Source organism: Janibacter melonis, from assembly GCF_020567375.1.
GTDB lineage: Bacteria > Actinomycetota > Actinomycetes > Actinomycetales > Dermatophilaceae > Marihabitans > Marihabitans melonis.
Map to the genome: position 1 here is coordinate 1,280,418 of NZ_JAJBZM010000001.1, position 18,175 is coordinate 1,298,592.

General features: G+C 73.9%; 17 protein-coding genes. 6 read left to right on the forward strand and 11 right to left on the reverse strand.

From position 1 onward, the window contains the following. Positions 1 to 20 precede the first annotated feature (20 nt). Positions 21 to 1,544, forward strand: coding sequence for a M28 family metallopeptidase (locus LIV55_RS06000; protein ID WP_229299516.1), 1,524 nt, complete (start codon positions 21 to 23; stop codon positions 1,542 to 1,544). A 68-nt stretch (positions 1,545 to 1,612) separates the two neighbouring features. On the opposite strand, the gene LIV55_RS06005 is transcribed toward LIV55_RS06000, so the two are convergent. Genes LIV55_RS06005 through LIV55_RS06050 form a run of 10 tightly spaced genes read right to left on the reverse strand, consistent with a single transcriptional unit; the run spans position 1,613 to position 10,183 of the window. Continuing rightward, positions 1,613 to 3,115 carry a proton-conducting transporter transmembrane domain-containing protein gene (locus LIV55_RS06005; protein ID WP_229299517.1) on the reverse strand — a complete coding sequence of 501 codons (1,503 nt, stop codon included), beginning with the start codon at positions 3,113 to 3,115 and terminating at the stop codon, positions 1,613 to 1,615. Next, positions 3,112 to 4,626, reverse strand: coding sequence for a complex I subunit 4 family protein (locus LIV55_RS06010; RefSeq protein WP_229299519.1), 1,515 nt, complete (start codon positions 4,624 to 4,626; stop codon positions 3,112 to 3,114). Before LIV55_RS06010 ends, LIV55_RS06005 begins: the two co-directional genes overlap by 4 nt. Further along, a complete protein-coding gene (locus LIV55_RS06015; RefSeq protein WP_229299521.1) occupies positions 4,623 to 6,380 on the reverse strand; it encodes an NADH-quinone oxidoreductase subunit 5 family protein in 1,758 nt (585 codons plus the stop codon). The genes LIV55_RS06010 and LIV55_RS06015 overlap by 4 nt, the downstream gene beginning before the upstream one ends. After that, on the reverse strand, positions 6,377 to 6,685 hold the full coding sequence (gene nuoK, locus LIV55_RS06020; RefSeq protein ID WP_201467658.1) for an NADH-quinone oxidoreductase subunit NuoK: 309 nt from the start codon (positions 6,683 to 6,685) through the stop codon (positions 6,377 to 6,379). The genes LIV55_RS06015 and nuoK overlap by 4 nt, the downstream gene beginning before the upstream one ends. After that, on the reverse strand, positions 6,682 to 7,197 hold the full coding sequence (locus LIV55_RS06025; RefSeq protein ID WP_229299522.1) for an NADH-quinone oxidoreductase subunit J: 516 nt from the start codon (positions 7,195 to 7,197) through the stop codon (positions 6,682 to 6,684). Before LIV55_RS06025 ends, nuoK begins: the two co-directional genes overlap by 4 nt. After that, positions 7,190 to 7,729: a 4Fe-4S binding protein gene (locus LIV55_RS06030; RefSeq protein ID WP_123092283.1), complete on the reverse strand. Its 540-nt coding sequence runs from the start codon at positions 7,727 to 7,729 to the stop codon at positions 7,190 to 7,192. Before LIV55_RS06030 ends, LIV55_RS06025 begins: the two co-directional genes overlap by 8 nt. Beyond that, positions 7,726 to 8,691 (reverse strand): NADH-quinone oxidoreductase subunit NuoH, encoded by a 966-nt coding sequence (nuoH, locus tag LIV55_RS06035; RefSeq protein ID WP_123092284.1) that lies wholly within the window; start codon positions 8,689 to 8,691, stop codon positions 7,726 to 7,728. Before nuoH ends, LIV55_RS06030 begins: the two co-directional genes overlap by 4 nt. After that, on the reverse strand, positions 8,684 to 9,214 hold the full coding sequence (locus tag LIV55_RS06040) for an NADH-quinone oxidoreductase subunit C (RefSeq protein ID WP_229299523.1): 531 nt from the start codon (positions 9,212 to 9,214) through the stop codon (positions 8,684 to 8,686). Before LIV55_RS06040 ends, nuoH begins: the two co-directional genes overlap by 8 nt. Next, the gene (locus LIV55_RS06045) at positions 9,207 to 9,827 is read right to left on the reverse strand and encodes an NADH-quinone oxidoreductase subunit B (protein WP_123092286.1); all 621 of its coding nucleotides are present in this window, start codon (positions 9,825 to 9,827) and stop codon (positions 9,207 to 9,209) included. Before LIV55_RS06045 ends, LIV55_RS06040 begins: the two co-directional genes overlap by 8 nt. Beyond that, positions 9,827 to 10,183: an NADH-quinone oxidoreductase subunit A gene (locus tag LIV55_RS06050; RefSeq protein ID WP_123092385.1), complete on the reverse strand. Its 357-nt coding sequence runs from the start codon at positions 10,181 to 10,183 to the stop codon at positions 9,827 to 9,829. The genes LIV55_RS06045 and LIV55_RS06050 overlap by 1 nt, the downstream gene beginning before the upstream one ends. Positions 10,184 to 10,364: 181 nt before the next feature. Between LIV55_RS06050 and LIV55_RS06055 the strand changes: the two genes are divergently transcribed. The 3 genes from LIV55_RS06055 to LIV55_RS06065 all read left to right on the forward strand — a co-directional run bounded on the left by LIV55_RS06055 (position 10,365) and on the right by LIV55_RS06065 (position 13,919). Then, the gene (locus LIV55_RS06055; protein ID WP_229299524.1) at positions 10,365 to 10,934 is read left to right on the forward strand and encodes a DUF4870 domain-containing protein; all 570 of its coding nucleotides are present in this window, start codon (positions 10,365 to 10,367) and stop codon (positions 10,932 to 10,934) included. Between the two features lie 26 nt (positions 10,935 to 10,960). Beyond that, a complete protein-coding gene (locus tag LIV55_RS06060; RefSeq protein ID WP_123092287.1) occupies positions 10,961 to 11,434 on the forward strand; it encodes a hypothetical protein in 474 nt (157 codons plus the stop codon). Positions 11,435 to 12,191: 757 nt separating this feature from the next. Continuing rightward, positions 12,192 to 13,919: an HNH endonuclease signature motif containing protein gene (locus LIV55_RS06065; RefSeq protein ID WP_229299526.1), complete on the forward strand. Its 1,728-nt coding sequence runs from the start codon at positions 12,192 to 12,194 to the stop codon at positions 13,917 to 13,919. Between the two features lie 65 nt (positions 13,920 to 13,984). On the opposite strand, the gene LIV55_RS06070 is transcribed toward LIV55_RS06065, so the two are convergent. Next, the gene (locus LIV55_RS06070) at positions 13,985 to 14,803 is read right to left on the reverse strand and encodes a crotonase/enoyl-CoA hydratase family protein (RefSeq protein WP_229299528.1); all 819 of its coding nucleotides are present in this window, start codon (positions 14,801 to 14,803) and stop codon (positions 13,985 to 13,987) included. Positions 14,804 to 15,012: 209 nt separating this feature from the next. Between LIV55_RS06070 and LIV55_RS06075 the strand changes: the two genes are divergently transcribed. Both LIV55_RS06075 and LIV55_RS06080 read left to right on the forward strand, forming a co-directional pair. After that, positions 15,013 to 16,881 carry a 2-oxoacid:acceptor oxidoreductase subunit alpha gene (locus LIV55_RS06075; RefSeq protein ID WP_229299530.1) on the forward strand — a complete coding sequence of 623 codons (1,869 nt, stop codon included), beginning with the start codon at positions 15,013 to 15,015 and terminating at the stop codon, positions 16,879 to 16,881. Positions 16,882 to 16,883: 2 nt separating this feature from the next. After that, positions 16,884 to 18,035, forward strand: a complete 1,152-nt coding sequence (locus LIV55_RS06080) for a 2-oxoacid:ferredoxin oxidoreductase subunit beta (protein WP_229299532.1) — start codon at positions 16,884 to 16,886, stop codon at positions 18,033 to 18,035. Positions 18,036 to 18,175: the final 140 nt, after the last annotated feature.

The following is an 18,175-nucleotide window of genomic DNA, read 5'->3' on the forward strand; positions in this document are numbered from 1 at the left end:
CCACCGAGAGGTAGATCATCGTGAGATCAGCACGACAGGCAGCCGTCACCGCGGCCGCCGCGACTGCAGCACTCGCCGTCTCGAGCTTCGCGGCCTCACCGGCCCAGGGCGCGGCGAACCCGAACAACTCCGCGAAGATGCGCCAGGCCGTCACCGTCGACGGCGTGATGCGTCATCTCCAGGCCTTCCAGGACATCGCAGACGCCAACGGCGGCAACCGCGGCGCCGGCACGTCGGGCTACGAGGCGAGCGGGCGCTACGTGGAGCAGAAGCTCCGCGCGGCCGGCTGGACCACCGAGCGCCAGTACTTCCCCTTCGTCTACGAGCAGACCCGCAGCACTAGCCTGACGGAGCTCTCGCCCGACGCCCGCACCGTCGAGAACATCCCGATGTCGTACAGCCAGCCCACCCCGGTCGGCGGCGTGACCGGTCAGCTCGCGGCTCCCTCGGTGGCCACCGGGTGCGTCGTCGGCGACTACGCCGGGGCCGACCTCACGGGCAAGATCGCGGTCGTCAGCCGCGGCGCCGGGTGCTCCTTCGCGCAGAAGGCGCAGGTCGCCAAGAGCGTCAACGCGAGCGCGATCATCATCTACAACAACACGACGGGCGCGCTCAACGGCACGCTCGGCGGGATCGACCCGACGACGGCCCCGGCGACCGGTGTCACCCAGGCCGAGGGCCAGGCGATCCTGGCGAAGATGGCGCGCGGTCCGGTGACCATGCGCTTCGTCCTCGACAAGACGATCGAGGAGCGTCAGACCTTCAACGTCATCGCCGAGACCCCGACCGGTCGCGACGACAACGTCGTCATGATGGGCGCGCACCTCGACAGCGTCGAGGACGGCCCGGGCATCAACGACAACGGCTCCGGCACGGCCGGCGTCCTCGAGACCGCCATCCAGCTCGGCAAGGTCAACAAGCTCAACAACAAGGTGCGCGTCGCCTTCTGGGGCGCGGAGGAGCTCGGGCTGCTCGGCTCGACGGAGTACGTCGCCGACCTGCAGGAGAACGACCCTGCGGAGCTGAAGAACATCGCGACGTACCTCAACTTCGACATGATCGGCTCGCCGAACTACATCATCGGCGTGTACGACGCGGACCAGTCGACCTACCCCGCGCCGGGCGTCGTGCCTCCGGGCTCGATCGAGACCGAGGACGTCCTCACCGACTACTTCGACAGCGTCAGGCAGCCGTGGGTGGACACCGAGTTCTCGGGCCGCAGCGACTACAAGGCCTTCATCGACGCGGGCATCCCCGCCTCGGGCCTCTTCACCGGTGCCGACGGCACGAAGACCCCGGCCGAGGTCGAGAAGTTCGGCGGCACGGCCGGCGTCATCTACGACCCGAACTACCACACGCCCGCCGACGACATCACCAACGTCAACCGGCGCGCGCTCGACATCATGAGCGACGCGATCGCGCACTCCGCGATCACGCTCGCCCAGTCGACGGAGAAGATCAACGGCAAGCGCAGCAACGGCAAGTCGGGCAAGCCCGCGAAGCCGGCGCCGAGCGTCCTGCCGGAGGGTCGCACCGCGGCCTGACCGCGCACGACCCAGCACGCGCGACGCCCCGGGCCAGGTGGCCCGGGGCGTCGTCGTGCGTGGGGTGGCTAGAGAAGCAGCGCGGGGGCGAGCGAGGTGACGACGACGAGCGCCGCCGCGACGAGCGCGACGACCGGCGCGGCACCGCGCCGGCCGGTGACGACCTCGACCGCGTCGTCACCGAGGTCGTCGGCGAGGTCGCTCCCTGCGCCGTCGGACCGCACGAGAGCGGTCGGCACCGGACGAAGGGCGACCGCGAGCCAGCGCAGGTAGACGGCCAGGGCGACCACGGCACCGACGACGGCCGCGCCCGCGAGCCACCAGGACCCGGCTGTGACGACGGCGTCGAGGACGACGACCTTCGCGAGCAGGCCGACGAGCGCGGGCGGCAGACCGGCGAGGGCGAGCAGCCCGGCGGCGAGGGAGAGACCGACGAGGGGGTCGCGGCGCAGCAGGCCCGTGTGGTCGACGAGACGGGTGCCCGTGGCGGCGACCGCGGCGAGGACGGCGACGACCGCGACGACGTAGACGGCGAGGTACCCCGCCGCCGGGGCGCTCCCGCCGACCGACGCGGCGGCGGCGACCCACCCGCCCTGGGTGACGCCGGACCACGCGACGAGGCGCAGGAGGTCGTCCTGGCGCCAGGCCATGACGGCGCCGAGCACGAGGCTCACCGCGGCGAGCACGCCGAGGGCCAGGCGCGGGCCGGGCAGGTCCGCCCGTCCGACCGCCTCGACGACGACGAGGATCGCGCCGAGACCACCGGTCACGGAGACCCCGGCGAGCGCGGTCGCGACAGCGGGTCCGCCACGCTCGTAGGACAGCGGCGCCCACAGGTGCACGGGCACGAGCGCGAGCTTGAAGCCGGCGGCGAGGACGAGCAGCACGCTCGCCGCCGTGAGCGCGGCGCGCTGGGGCTCGGCGAGAGCGCCGAGCGCCGTCCCGTCGGTGGTCGTGCCGTCGAGGAGCAGGGTGCCGGTGCTCACGACCCACAGACCGGCACCCAGCGCCGCGAGGGCGAAGGACAGGACCGCGGTGACGAGCAGGTCGAGCGCCGCCGAGCCGCGCGCTCGCACGGAGCGCAGGGCGAGGACGGCGACGAAGGGGAGGGTGGCGAGCTCGAGACCGACGAGCCAGCTGCCGAGGTCGCGGGCCCCGAGGGTGACGGCCGCACCGGCGGCGCCGGCGAGCACCCCGGCGACGACCGCGACGTCGTCGCTCGCGTCGTCGCTCAGGCTGTCCCTCGCCCCCCGCGCTGCCAGCAGGAGCGCGAGCGCGGCTCCGGCGGCGAGCAGGGTCACCGCCTGGAGGGTGCTCCCCGTCGGGCTGACGTCGACGAGGCACGTGCTGCCGGCAGCGCTCGCGCCCGGCGGCGGGCAGAGGCTGCGGGCGTCGTCGGTGAGCCGGCCCACGACGGCGCCCGCGACCCCGACGAGCAGACCGAGGCCAGCGACCGCGCCGAGCGGGCCGCGACGGCCGGGCAGGACGAGGTCGACGACGAGGACGAGGACGGCGGCCAGCGCCGGCCCGAGGACCGGCAGGAGGGGCAGCCAGGAGATCTCGACGCTCATCGGACCACCCCGGGCAGCGCGTCGAGGACGGGCGCGGTGAGCGAGGTGACGACGCCGGGCGCCACGCCGAGCACGACGGTGAGCGCGGCGAGGACGACGAGCACGAGCAGGTCGGCGCGCGGCACGACGACGCGCGCGCCCTCCGGGTCGCTCCCGGTCGCGCTCGCGCCGTGGCTCGCGTCGCCGAGCCACACGGCGCGCACGACGCGCACGGCGTAGGCGCCGCCGAGGGCGGCCCCCGCAGCGGCGAGGACGGCGAGCACGTCGTAGGCGGCCTGGGGCCGGTCGGTCGCGGGCTGCCACGCGGAGACGAGTGCCCCGAGCTCGCCCCAGAAGGGCGCGAGCCCCGGCAGGCCGGCACCGGCGGCGAGCCCGACGAGGAGGAGCACCCCGAGCCGGGGGTGGGTGTCGCGCAGGGCGGCCCGGTCGCACAGCAGGCCGCTCCCCCACCCCGAGCGCAGCACACCCACGACGGCGAAGAGCAGCGCAGACACGACGCCGTGGGCGAGGTTCCCGAGCACCGCGGCGACGACGCCGGTCCGGGTGCCGGTCGACAGCGCGAGGACGACGAAGCCCATGTGCGCGACGGAGGACCAGGCGACGAGCCGCTTGAGCTCGAGCTCGATGAGGCAGACGAGACCGCCCCAGAGGATGCCGACGACGCCGAGGACACCAAGCACCGGGGCGATCTGCGCGAAGCCGTCGGGCACGCTCGCCAGGGGCAGCCGGATGAGCCCGTAGGTGCCGAGCTTGAGCAGCACCGCCGCGAGCAGCATCGACCCGGCGGTCGGTGCGCTCGAGTGGGCGACGGGCAGCCAGGAGTGCAGCGGCCAGACGGGCACCTTGATCGCCAGCCCCGCGGTGAGCAGACCGGCGACGAGCAGCTGCTGGCCGCTCGTCAGCCCGCTGCCGGCCGTCGCCGCGAGCGTCTCGAGGTCGGAGGTGCCGGACAGCCGGACGAGCAGGAGCACCCCGAGCAGCAGCACGACCGAGCCGAGCCCGGTGGCGAGCACGAAGAGCCAGCCCGCCTCGCGGCGCGAGCGGGGGTCGCCGTAACGGGTGATGAGCACCCACATCGGCACGAGCACGCACTCGAGCCCGACCACGAAGAGGATCGCGTCGCGCGCGGCGAAGGTGAGCAGCGCGGCGGCCGCGGTGAGCAGCAGGCAGGCGGCGAAGGTCCCCTCGCTCGCCTCCTCGCGCTCGCTGCCGTCGCCCGCGTCCGCCGGGCGCGAGCGGTGCACGAGCGCGGCGAGCGCCGTGACGAGCAGCGTGAGCGCCATGAGCGGCCCGGAGAGCCCGTCGACCGCGAGCGCGAGGCGCAGCCCGAGGGCCGGCAGCCACGGCAGGTCGACGGCACCGCCGCCGGCCCACGCCGCGAGGAGGAGCACGAGCGAGACGAGCGAGGTGACGACGACGACCTGGGCAGACCGGCCGCGGCCCGCGCCGCCGATGAGGGCGACGGCGGCGACGACGGGCAGAGCGAGCGCCAGGGCGAGGACGAGGCTCATCCGAGCACCCCCGGCGACGCGGCGGGCTCGGTGAGGAGCACCACGAGGGTGGCCCCGAGGAGGAGCAGGAGCGCCAGCGCGACGAGCAGGGTGGCGCTGCCGGGCCGGCTGCGCCGGTGCGCGACCTCTCCGGCCCCGCCGAGCCCGGCGACGAGCCACCCGGCGCCGCGCACGTAGGTGCCGATGACGGCGTCGTCGACGAAGCGCACGAGCCGGGCGAGCGCGAGCACCGGTACGACGACCCCCGCGACGTAGACCCGGTCGGCGTGCAGACCGGCGTCGGCGAGGCGGGAGGCGCGGCCCGTGCCGTCGCCGACGGGGTCACGGTCGAGGCAGGCCCACGCGCCGGCGGCCCCGCCGAGCAGGACGAGCAGGGTGACGAGGAGGAGCAGGAGCAGCGACGCGTGCCCCGCGGGGTCGAAGGCGCCGAGCCAGATGGCGATCGCGCCCAGCGTCGTGCCGGCGGCGAGGACGACGAGGACGACGACGATCGCCGGCGGCATGACCGCCCGGGTGCGCGCCACCTCGTCGCGCCGGCCGACCGCGAGGACGACGAGCGCCCGCGCGCTGTAGGCGGCGGTGAGCACGACGGTGAGCAGGAGCGCGCCGAGGACGAGGACCGGCAGCCACGCGGGCTCGCCGGACCGTCCCGCGTCACGGGTGGAGGCGAGGGCGACGGCGACCACGTGCTCCTTGCTCACCCCGCCGACGAGCACGGGCACCCCGGCGAGGGCGGCGAGCCCGAGGGCCCACGACATGAGCGCGACGGGGTGGCGTCGCGCCGCCCCGGTCAGACGCGTCGCCGCGGTCCCGCCGGCCGTCGTCGCGAGCCAGCCGAGGGTGAGGAAGAGCAGCGCCTTGAAGAGCGCGTGGCCGTACATGTGGGCCAGGCCCGCGCCGACCGCGCCGTGGTCCTGCGGACCGGCGCCGACGAGGGCGAAGGGGGAGAGCATGATCGCGACCTGGCTCACCGTCGACCACGCGAGGAGGCGCTTGACGTCGGCCTGCAGGGCCGCGAGGAGCGCGCCGAGGACCATCGTCGCCGACACGCTGAGGCCGAGCAGGACCCGCGCGCCGGTGGCCGACGCGAGCAGCGGGGCGAGCTGGGCGAGGAGCACGGTGCCGGCGGCCACCATCGTCGCGGCGTGGATGAGGGCCGAGGCCGGGGTCGGGCCCTCCATCGCGTCGGGCAGCCAGTCCGAGAAGGGCAGCTGCGCGGCCTTGCCGAGCACGCCGACGACGACCATGAGCAGCGCCCAGGTGACGAGCGGGGCGCCGAGCAGACGCGCACCGGTGCTCTGCCAGTGCTCGGTGATGCCCGCCAGCGAGGTCGTGCCGGCGCCCGCGACGAGCAGGGCGACACCGCTGACGAGGGCGATGTCGGCGGCGCGGGTGACGAGGTAGGCCTTGTGCGCCGCCCGACGGGCGGCGGCCCGCCCGGAGTCGTGCCCGACGAGCAGGTACGAGCACCAGCCCATGACCTCCCAGCCGACGAGGCTGAGGACGAGGTCCCCGGAGAGCACGAGGAGGAGCATCGCCGCGCCGAAGAGCGTGACCGTGCTCTGGAAGGAGCGGCGTCGGGGGTCGTCGCGCAGGTACCACAGCGAGTACACCTGGACGCAGAGCGTGACGAGCAGGACGACGGCCGCGATGGTCAGCGTCGTCGCCGTGAGCGAGAGCGCGGGGTCGAAGGAGACGCTGCCGATCTCGGCGCCGGGCAGGGGGATCTCGCGTCCCGAGAGCGCGGCCCTCACCGGGCGTCCTCGTCGGCGGGACGGTCGAGGTCGACGTGGCCGCGGGCGCGGTAGGCGGCGACGAGGACGGCGAGCGCGAGGACGACCTCGGCCGCCGCGATGGTGATGACGAAGAGGGTGAGGACGTTTCCGCTCGCGGTCGTGTCCGGCCCGTGGGCGCCGGCGGTGACGAGGAGGACCCCGGCGGCGAGGAGCACGAGCTCGAGGGCGACGAGGACGAGCATCGCGTTGCGCCGGGCGAGCACCCCGTAGACCCCGACCCCGGCGAGGACGGACGCGACGACGACGGCGACCTGAGCGCTCATCGCCGACCACGCGTCGAGGTGCCGCGCTCCCGGGTGATCGCGAGCGCGGCGACGAGGGCGACGAGCAGCAGCAGCGAGAGCAGCTCGAAGGGCCACACCCACGTCCCGAAGACCTGGGCGGCGATCCCTTCGCTCGAGGCGGCCCGCGGCTCGCCCTCCTCCCACGACCGGGCGAGCGGCAGGAGGACGAGGAGGAGCAGACCGGTGGTGCCGAGCCCGGCGAGGGCGGCGACGACGCGCCGCGCGGGCGGGCCGCTGTGCTCGGCGAGGGGGCGAAGGGGTGAGCGCGTCACCATGAGCGCGAGGACGAAGAGGACGACGACGGCCCCGACGTAGACGAGGACCTGCACGAGCGCGACGAGCTCGGCACCGAGCGCGAGGTAGATGCCCGCGCCGCCGAGGAGGGCGACGACGAGCCAGAGGACGGCGCGCAGCAGCCGGGCCGAGGTGACGGCGCGGACGGCGGCGAGCACGGTGACAAGACCGAGGACGACGAGGGCGCTCTCAGCCACGTGCGCGACCTCCCCGCGCGGGCTTGCTCGCGGCGCTCACCTCGGACGCGGGCTCGGCGCCGGGGTCGAGCGGCGGCGGCGCGGGGGCGGTCTCGACCCACTGGCCGAGCCGCTCCTTCTCGTGGAGCAGGTCGCGGATGTCGCCCTCGGCGTACTCGAAGGCCGGGCTCCACAGCAGCGCGTCGAAGGGGCAGACCTCGACGCAGATGCCGCAGTACATGCACAGCGAGAAGTCGATGGCGAAGCGGTCGAGGACGTTGCGCTGACGGGCGCGACCGCCGCCGGCCGGGGCCTCGACGGTCTCCTTGTGCGAGTCGATGTAGATGCACCAGTCGGGGCACTCTCGGGCGCAGAGCATGCACGAGGTGCAGTTCTGCTCGACGAGCGCGATGACCCCGCGCGAGCGGGCCGGCAGGTCCGGCGCGACGTCGGGGTACTCGGCCGTGCGCACGGGCGCGAGCATCTGCTTGGCCGTCGTCACCATGCCGGTGACGAGGCCGGGCACGATGCTGCGGTCTCCCTTCGGGCTCATGCGGTGACCACCACCCCGACGGCCGTCACGGCGAGCTGGAGCAGGGCGAGCGGGACGAGGCGCGCCCAGGCGAGGTGCTGCAGCTGGTCCTCGCGCAGGCGCGGCCAGCTGACGCGGACCCAGATGAGCACGAAGGCGACGACGCCGGCCTTCGCGAGGACCCACAGGACGCCGAGCGCGGGCACCGCGTCGACGCCGACGCCGCGCCAGCCGCCGAGGTAGAGCACGGCGAAGAGCACGGACATGACGACGATGCCGGCGTACTCGGCGAGCATGAAGAAGGCGAAGCGCAGCCCGGAGTACTCGGTCCACGGCCCCATGACGACCTCGGAGTCGGCGATCGGGGCGTCGAAGGGGGGTCGCTGGAGCTCGGCGACCGCGGCGACGAGGAAGACGACCGCGCCGACGACCTGCCACAGCAGCCACGCCGGGTGCCACGCGAGGACGACCCCGCTCAGCGAGAGGCTGCCCGCCGCCATGGCGACGGAGGCGACGGCGAGGACGATCGGCAGCTCGTAGGAGATGAGCTGGGCGGCCGAGCGCATCGCGCCGATGAGGGCGTACTTGTTCGCCGAGGCCCAGCCGGCCATGAGCGTCCCGAGCGCGCCGACACCGGTGACGGCGAGGACGGCGAGGACCGAGCCGGGCACCTCGGCGAGCGCGCCCGCGGGGTGCATGGGGAGCAGGGCGATCGCGAGGACGTAGGGGACGAGGGCGACGGCGGGGGCGAGCCGGAAGACGCGGCGGTCGGCGGCGGCGGGGGTGATGTCCTCCTTCTGGACGAACTTCACCCCGTCGGCGACGAGCTGGGCCCAGCCGTGGAAGCCGCCGGCGTACATCGGGCCGAGCCGACCCTGCATGTGCGCCATGACCTTGTGCTCGCCGTAGCCGACGACGAGCGGCAGGACGAGGACGGCCAGCAGCGCGCCGAGGCTGCGCGCGAGCACCTCGAGCTCACTCATCCTCGCTCCCCCACTCGGGCCCGGGCACCCCGGGCGCCTGGACGCGGCGCCGCGACGGCGAGCGCGTCGAGTGGCCCTCGCCGGGCTCCTTGCCGCCGGGCCAGGGCTTCGTCGCGCGGGAGGCGAGGACGAAGGACTTGCGCAGGGGGTGCCCCTCGAAGCCGCTGGGCAGGAGCAGCGGCCGCATCCCGAGCCCGGACCCGTCGTCGAAGCCCTCGACCTCGACGCCGAACATCTCGTGGGTCTCGCGCTCGTGCCAGGCCGCGCCGGCGAAGACGCCGGTGATGCTCGGCAGCGCCGCGCCGTCCGCGACGCGGGTGCGCAGCAGGAGGGTGCGCTGGTCACGCTCGGGCGACGGTGTCGGGTCGAGCAGGTGGCACAGGACGTCGAGGCCGGGCTCCTCGGCGTCGTCGTGCTGGTCGACGGCGCTCAACCAGTCGAAGAAGACGTAGCCCTGGTCGCGGGCGTCGCCGACGGCGCGCACCCACTCCTCGAGGGCGGCGGTGAGACGCACCTCAGTCATCGCTCGCCCCGCCGGGTCGGGCCGCTGGCGGCGAGACGAGCCCGCGCTGCACCTCGGCGGCGTCGGCGAGACGGTGGCCGGCGTACTTGCGGCGCAGCCCCTGGGTGCTCAGCTCCTCGGCGGCGATCCGCTCCTGGAGCCGCATGATGCCGTGGAGCAGCGCCTCGGGGCGCGGCGGGCAGCCCGGCACGTAGACGTCGACGGGCACGATCTGGTCGACCCCCTTCGTCACCGAGTAGCTGTCCCAGTACGGCCCGCCGGAGTTGCTGCACGCGCCGAAGGAGATGACGTACTTCGGCTCGGGCATCTGGTCGTAAAGCCGGCGCACGGCCGGCGCCATCTTGTCGGTCACCGTGCCGGAGACGACCATGAGGTCGGCCTGGCGGGGGCCGGGGGCGAAGGGGATGACACCGAGCCGCATGAAGTCGTGCCGGGACATCGACGCGGCGATGAACTCGATCGCGCAGCACGCGAGCCCGAAGTTGAAGACCCACAGGCTGTACCGGCGTCCCCACGAGAGGACGACCTTCATCGGGCGGGGCGCGTGGCCCCCGACGACACCGACGCGCGGCTCGTGCTCGCGGGGGCGGGGCATGGGCAGGTCGGTCGTCATCACGCCCACCTCAGCAGACCGCGACGGGCGGCGTGGAGCAGGCCGACGAGGACGACCCCGATGAAGATGGCGACCTCGATCAGGCTCGCGACCCCGAGGTCGGTGCGCAGGACGAGCGCCCACGGGAAGAGGTAGACGGCGTCGACGGCGAAGATCACGTAGAGGTAGGCGTAGGCGAGATAGCGCACCTGCCCCTGGGTCCACCCGTCGCCGAGGGGGTCGACGCCGGACTCGTAGGTGGTGGTCTTCGCCGGCGTGGGGGCCGAGGGGGCGAGGAGACGGCGCGCTGTCCACGCCGCGACCACGAGCGCGATGCCCGCGAGCAGCGTCCCGGCGACGACGACATAGCCCTCCACCTGCCACACCCTAGTCACCGGTCCGCCGCCTCCTGGGCCGACACGTGGGGGCGCGGCGGGGACAGGAGGGCGACGGGGTGGGGACAGCCCCACCGCACGTCGGGGTGGGCCCGCCATGGTGCGAGGAGCGGTGAGGATGGGAGGTTGGAGCCTCGACGCAGGCACGACGAAGGAGCTCACGATGACGCAGCCCCACGACCACGACCAGCACGACGCGCAGCCGCAGGACCCCCGGGACCCGCACGGCCAGGCGCCCCCGCCCCCGGGTGGCGGTGACCCGCAGGGCTACCAGGGCACCGGCCAGCAGGGCTACCAGGGCGCTCCGCACCAGGGCTACCAGGGCGTGCCGCAGCAGGGCGTGCCCCAGCAGGGCGTGCCCCAGCCGTGGCAGCAGCAGCAGGTGCTCTCTCCCCAGGACCAGCGCAACTACGGGATGCTCGCCCACCTCGCCCCGGCGATCGCGATCCCGCTGTCGGCCGGCACGCTCGGCTTCGTCGCGAGCCTCGTCGTCTACCTCATGTACAAGGACCGCGGCGACTTCGTGCGGGCGCACGCCGTGAACAGCCTCAACGTCCAGATCGTCACCGCGATCGGGCTCATCCTCTCGACGCTGCTCATGGTGATCCTCATCGGGTTCATCACCTACCCGCTCATCTGCGTCGTCGCGGTCGTCATCCACGTCATCGGCGCCTCGAAGGCACGCAACGGCGAGCTGTGGAGCCCGCCGCTCACCCCCGCCTTCGTGCGCTGAGTGCCCGCTCCCTCCACACTGGGGCGATGAGCACGAGCAGCGTCGAGCGGGTCGAAGGGGTCGTCGTCCGCGGCCACGGGGTCGCCTCGGGGACCGGGGCGGCCTCCCCCTTCGCCGCGGGGACGATCGAGCTGCAGGCTCCCCATCTCGCAGCCCGCGGGGTCGACCTGTCCGGCTTCCACACCGCGACGATCAACCTCGACATCTCCCCCTTCGCGCTGCACCTCCTCGCGCCGCGGTGGACCGTCGAAGGGGTCGAGTGGACCGACGTGCACGGGGCCGAGACCTTCTCCTTCGTCGAGTGCACGGTGACCCACGAGGGGCGTGAGGTCGCCGCGCTGGTCTACCACCCGCACCCCGAGACCAAGCCGATGCACCACCAGCCCGCGACCGTCGTCGAGCTGCTCGCGCCCCTGCTGCCCGGGCTCGGGTACGGCGACAGGCTGGGCTTCGCGCCCGCTCGCGGCCAGGCCGAGCTGGTCGAGGGTCAGCCGGCGTAGGCGGTCGGTCGGACGCTGAGGGTCGGTCGGACGCCGATGGTCGGGCGGACGCCGACCGCCCCGGCCGACGGCCAGCGGCCTCGCCCCCGCCGAGGAGAACGAGCCCACATCCCGCAGACCCGGCCCGATCGGGCCCTCGCTCGAGTCCCCGTCAGTGGTCGCTCCTGCCCAGGGAGACGGACGCACCTTCCCGCCGACTTGGCCGATCGGACCCCTTCGGCACACCCTCGCTCCTGCTCGTCCCCGCCCAGGGGGACGAACGCGCCTCCCCGCCGGTCCGGCCGATCGGACCCCTTTGCCACACCCTCGCCCTTGCTCGTCCCCGCCCGGGGGGACGAACGCGCCTCCCCGCCGGTCCGGCCGGTCGAACCCTCGGACGACTCCCCGTCCGGACGCGTCCCGGCCCGGGGACGACAGGTCCCTGGCGGGTCTCACCCCGCGACCGCGCGGCGAGCGGGCGGACGGCACTCGTTCCCATCCACGGGGACCGCCCCGGCGCCTACCCGACGAGCGGCACGAGCACCGGCAGGAGCGCGACGGGCAGAACCGGCGGACGACCCGCCCTCCTCGAGCACCCCGGCCGCGGGGCCGCACCCTGCTGTGCGCCCCTGGGTCCAGACCTCCCACCCCTCCCCATCCCCCTTCTGCCCCCTCTCTCCCTGCCTCCTCTCTGCACGCCCCCCTCTCCCTGGCTCCTGTCTCTGTCTCCTCGTCGTCCTGGAGGACGTTGTCAGACCCCTCGACCATGATCGAACACATGTTCGACGAGATCGAGGGCCTCTGCGACAAGGTCGTCGCCGGGATGCAGGTGACGACGATGACCGCCGCCACCCTGGCGCCGTCTCAGGACGTCGCCATGCTGACCGCCGCTGCCGTCGCGGTCGAGCGCGTCCGGCGCTCGGCCGACGCCGCGCAGCTGGCGATCCTCGCCGAGCTCGCCCGGCGCGGGTTCGAGACCGGACCGGACGGCTCGACGCTGGAGACGCGTGCCCCGGCGGGCGAGGTGGCCGAGCTGGCGTGCGACACGATCGCCCTCGCGCTCGGCTGCAGCGATCACGACGCCCGGACGCGCAGCCGGCTGGCCGTGCGCCTCGGCGACGACCTCGACCCCCTCATCCGCCCGCTCATGGACGGTGCGGTCACCGAACGCACCCTGCGCCTCGTCGCCGACGAGACGCAGGACGCCTCCCGCGACGCGGCGGCGGCCGTCGTGGCCCATGTGCTCGCGCCGATGCGCGGCACCGACGTGCCCCGGATCGAGGCCCTCGACCGGCACGACCTCGCCCAGGCCTGCCGGCGCGTGCTGGACCGCACCGACCCCGGCTGGCGCGAGTCCCGGGCCGAGGTCAACCGGCGTGAGCGGACCGACGTGCGCACCTATCCCGGCCCGCTCGGCACCACCGAGCTCGTCGCGTGCCTCCCGAGCGAGACCGCTCACGTCCTCATGGCCGGGGTCTGCGAGATCGCTCGCGAGCGTCAGCGCAAGGACCCCGACCTGCGCGTGGGGCCCGCACGTGCGCTGGCCCTGGCCGACCTCGCCCTGCGCGGGGTCGAGGTGAGCACCCACATCACGCTCGGGCTGGCGCTCGTGCGCGGGCCGAGCGACCCGGGCGAGGCGGAGGTCGCGGGCGACGTCAAGACTGCGGGCGAGACGAGGACTGCTGGCGAGATGAGGACCGCGGGTGAGACGAGGACCGCGGGTGACGACAGGACTGCTGGCGAGACCGGGACCGCGAGTGGCGCGCGGGCCGTCAGCGCCGCGGAGGGCCGGCTGATCGACGTCGGCGCGACCGGGAAGCCCTGGGTCGGTGGCGTCGAGATCCCCCGCATCGGCTGGGTGCCGGGCTCCGTCGTCCAGCAGGTCGTCGAGCGCCTCGACAGCCGGGTCACCCGAGCCCTGCTCGACCCGGAGACCGGCACCGTGCTCGAGACCTCGACGACGGGATATGTGCCCCCGCCGTCGGTGAGGCGACTCGTCGAGCTGCGCGACACCCGGTGCCGCATGTGGGGCTGCGACCGACCGGCGGTCGCGTGCGACCTCGACCACGCGACGGCCTGGCCCGGCGGGCCGACCTGCGGCGCCAACCTGTCGGCCCTGTGCCGGCACCACCACCGCGTCAAGCACGCACCGGCGTGGAGCTACGTCTTGCACGCCGACGGGAGCGCGGAGTGGGTCTCGCCCGGTGGTACCCAGCGGCTCACCTGGCCGACCGCCCATGCACCCACGGAGACAGCCCCTTGCGAGACAGCCCCTTGCGAGACCGCCTCTCACGAGACCACGGGCGCACCTCATCCGTCGACACCCGATCCGTCCACACCGTCGCAATCGCCCGGCAGCGTCCCGACACAGACCCCGACCCCCGACGCCACCGCTGTCCAGGGCGCCGCCGTCCAGGACGCAGCCATCCCAGACACCGCCGTCATGGGTAGCACCCGCCAAGACACCGTCGACCACGGCGCCGTCGCGACCGCCCCACCCTTCTGATGCGGTGCCGTCGACCCGTGACGCGGTGCGGTCGACGCGTGGTGCAACGCCGCCGACGCGCGCGGTCAGCGGCCCGTGTAGGTCCCAGGACGTCGCTCGAGCAGGGAGTCGACCGCCTCGCGGTGGTCAGCTGTCGTGTGGGCGACCGCCTGCATCGCCGCCGCCGTCTCGAGCGACGCACGCAGCGAGACCTCGGGCGCGTCACGCAGCAGGGACTTCGCCATCCGCACGGCGGACGGAGGGTTCTTCGCAACCCGCCCGGCGAGCGCGCGGGCGACGTCGAGCAGCTCGTCGGGCTCGGCGACGGCGTTGACGAGCCCCCAGTCGAGCGCCTGCTGCGCGTCGACCCGGTCGCCGGTGAGCACCATCTCCGACGCCCGCGTCGGGCCGAGCAGACGGCTGAGCAGCCACGCACCCCCGTCGCCGGGGACGATCCCGAGCTGGACGAAGGACTCGGCGAAGAAGGCCGAGGTCGAGGCCACCCGCAGGTCGCACATGAGCGCGAGGTCGCAGCCGGCGCCGACGGCCGGGCCGTTGACGGCCGCGACCACGGGCACGTCGAGCCGCGCCATCGCCGTCGGGATGCGCTGCACCCCGCGCCGGTAGCCCTCGCGGCTCCCGCTCACCGGGCCGCCGAAGGGGGGATCGCCGCGCCGCATCGCCTTGACGTCGCCACCGCTGCTGAAGGCCGAGCCGGCGCCGGTGAGGACGACGACCCGCAGCGAGCCGTCCTGGGCGTCGTCGTTCGCCGCGTCGACCGCGGCCTCGATCGCCTCGATCATGTCGGCGCCGGTCACGGGGTTGCGCTGATCGGGCCGGTCGAGGGTCCACAGCCGCACGTGGCCGTCGTCCTCGACCCGCAGCGGGGCGGTCGTCTCGCTCATCGTCGGGCTCCTTCACTCGGGTGCGCCCATGATGCCCGCACCTCCCCCTTCGCCCTCTCCCACCCCGAAGGATGCATAACGCTGCGTTATGCATCTCATAAGGCAGACGATTCGGTGCAGAGGTGAGGTCAGACTTACCATCGAAGATGGCTCTCGGTCATCTCCGTCGGGGGCTCGACCCGGACACGTCAGGGGCAGCAGCGCCAACCATGAGCACCAAGACCGTCGAGACCAAGAGCCAGGTCATCATCCGCTTCGCCGGCGACTCCGGCGACGGGATGCAGCTGACGGGAGACCGCTTCACCGCGGACACCGCCCTGCTCGGCAACGACCTCTCGACCCTGCCGAACTTCCCCGCCGAGATCCGCGCGCCTCAGGGCACGCTCCCCGGCGTGAGCTCCTTCCAGCTCCACTTCGCCGACCACGCGGTGCTCACCCCCGGTGACGCTCCCGACGTGCTCGTCGCGATGAACCCGGCGGCGCTCAAGGCCAACCTGCGCGACGTGCCCCGCGGGGCGACGATCATCGTCGACACCGACGAGTTCTCCAAGCGCAACCTCAAGAAGGTCGGCTACGAGACCTCGCCGCTCGAGGACGACACGCTCGAGTCCTGGCACGTGCACGCCGTGCCGCTGACGAGCATCACCGTCGAGGCCCTCGCCGAGCACGACTCCCTCACCCGCAAGGAGAAGGAGCGGGCGAAGAATATGTTCGCCCTCGGCCTGCTGTCGTGGATGTACTCGCGGCCCACGAAGGGCACCGAGGACTTCCTCGCCCGCAAGTTCGGCGCGAAGCCCGACATCCTCGCGGCGAACCTCGCCGCCCTGAAGGCAGGCTGGAACTACGGCGAGACGACCGAGGACTTCGCCGTCTCCTACGAGGTCGCCCCGGCGACCGCCGCCCACGGCACCTACCGCAACATCACCGGCAACGCCGCGCTCGCGCTGGGTCTCGTCGCGGCCTCCCACCGCGCCGGCCGCCCGCTCGTCCTCGGGTCCTACCCGATCACCCCGGCGAGCGACATCCTCCACGCGCTGTCGGGCTACAAGCGCCACGGCGTGACGACGATCCAGGCCGAGGACGAGATCGCCGGAATCGGCATCGCGCTCGGCGCCTCCTTCGGCGGGGCGATCGGCGTGACGACGACCTCCGGCCCGGGCGTCGCGCTCAAGGCCGAGACCATCGGCCTGGCCGTGAGCCTGGAGCTGCCGCTCGTCGTCATCGACGTCCAGCGCGGCGGCCCGAGCACCGGCCTGCCGACGAAGACCGAGCAGTCCGACCTCCTCCAGGCGCTCTACGGGCGCAACGGCGAGTCGCCCGTGCCCGTCATCGCCCCGCAGACCCCGGCGGACTGCTTCGACGCCGCCGTCGAGGCCGTGCGCATCGCGACGACCTACCGCACGCCCGTCATGCTCCTGTCCGACGGCTACCTCGCCAACGGCTCCGAGCCGTGGCGGATCCCCGACGTCGCCGACCTGCCCGACCTCACCGTCGAGCTCGCGACCGGCCCCAACGCCACCGACGAGTCGGGCGAGGAGGTCTTCCTGCCCTACCTGCGCGACCCCGAGACCCTCGCCCGCCCGTGGGCCGTGCCCGGCACGCCCGGTCTCGAGCACCGCATCGGCGGCATCGAGAAGGCCGACGGCACGGGCAACATCAGCTACGACCCGGACAACCACGACTTCATGGTCCGCACCCGTGCGGCCAAGGTCGCCGGCGTCGCCGCGACGAGCCCCGCGCTGGAGGTCGACGACCCCAGCGGCGAGGCGAAGGTCCTCGTCCTCGGCTGGGGCTCGACCTACGGCCCCTGCGCGGCCGCGGTGCGCCAGGTCCGTGACGCGGGCACCCCCGTCGCGCACGCCCACCTGCGTCACCTCAACCCCTTCCCCGCCAACACCGGGGACGTGCTGCGCGCCTACGACCGCGTCGTCGTGCCGGAGATGAACCTCGGCCAGCTCGCGATGCTGCTGCGCGCGGAGTACCTCGTCGACGTCCGCTCCCACACCTCGGTGCGCGGGCTGCCCTTCACCACGACCGAGCTCGCAGAGGTCATCACCTCCGCGGCGAAGGAGGTCTGACCATGTCGATCGATCTCGGCATCCCCACGACGGCCCGCGGCACCGACGGCGTCCCCGCCCTCGGCGAGGACGACGCGCGCCAGACCAAGCGCGACTTCACCTCCGACCAGGAGGTGCGCTGGTGCCCCGGCTGCGGCGACTACGCGATCCTCGCGGCCGTCCAGGGCTTCCTGCCCGAGCTCGGCCTGCGCCGCGAGAACATCGTCTTCGTCTCGGGCATCGGCTGCTCCTCGCGCTTCCCGTACTACCTCGACACGTACGGCATGCACTCGATCCACGGCCGCGCGCCGGCGATCGCGACGGGTCTGGCGACGAGCCGCGAGGACCTGTCGGTGTGGGTCGTCACCGGTGACGGCGACGCGCTGTCCATCGGCGGCAACCACCTCATCCACGCGCTGCGCCGCAACGTCAACATGACGATCCTGCTCTTCAACAACAAGATCTACGGGCTGACCAAGGGTCAGTACTCCCCTACGTCGGACCCGGGCACGGTGACGAAGTCGAGCCCGATGGGCAGCCTCGACGCGCCCTTCAACCCCGTCTCGCTCGCGCTCGGCGCCGAGGCGACCTTCGTCGCGCGCACGATGGACAGCGACCGCAAGCACCTCACCTCGGTGCTCAAGGCCGCCGCGCAGCACCGTGGCACCTCGCTCGTCGAGATCTACCAGAACTGCCCGATCTTCAACGACGGCGCCTTCGAGCTCATCAAGGACCGCGACCAGCAGCAGGCGCGTCTGGTCCACCTCGTCGACGGCGAGCCCGTGACGGCCGGCGACGCCGAGGCCCGTCAGGTCCTCGTGCGCGGCGAGTCCGGCGGCGTCGAGTTCGTCCCGGAGGGCGAGATCAGCGCGAAGGGGTGGGCCGACCGCGTCGTCGTCCACGACCCCGCCGCGCCGGACCCGAGCCAGGCCTTCGCCATCAGCCGCCTCGACTCGACGGCGATGACCCACGTGCCGATGGGCATCTTCCGCGACGTCGAGCGCCCGACGTACGACGACCAGGTCCGTGCCCAGGTCTCCTCGGCCGTCGAGGTCGCCGGCGGCCCGGCGGACGACGCCGCGCTCACCGAGCTGCTCCACGGCCACGACACGTGGTCGGTCCTCGTCGACCCCTCCGTCACCGAGGCCGAGGACGGTGACCCGGAGGAGAGCTGAGGCTCCCCCTTCGGGACCACCCGACACCCCCAGGGCGACCCCCGCCGGCCCGACCGGCGGGGGTCGCCCGCCCGTTGCCGCCGGCGCACCCCGCCCACCCCCCCGGTGCGCCCGCCCTCCCCAAGTTGCGAGAGCACCCC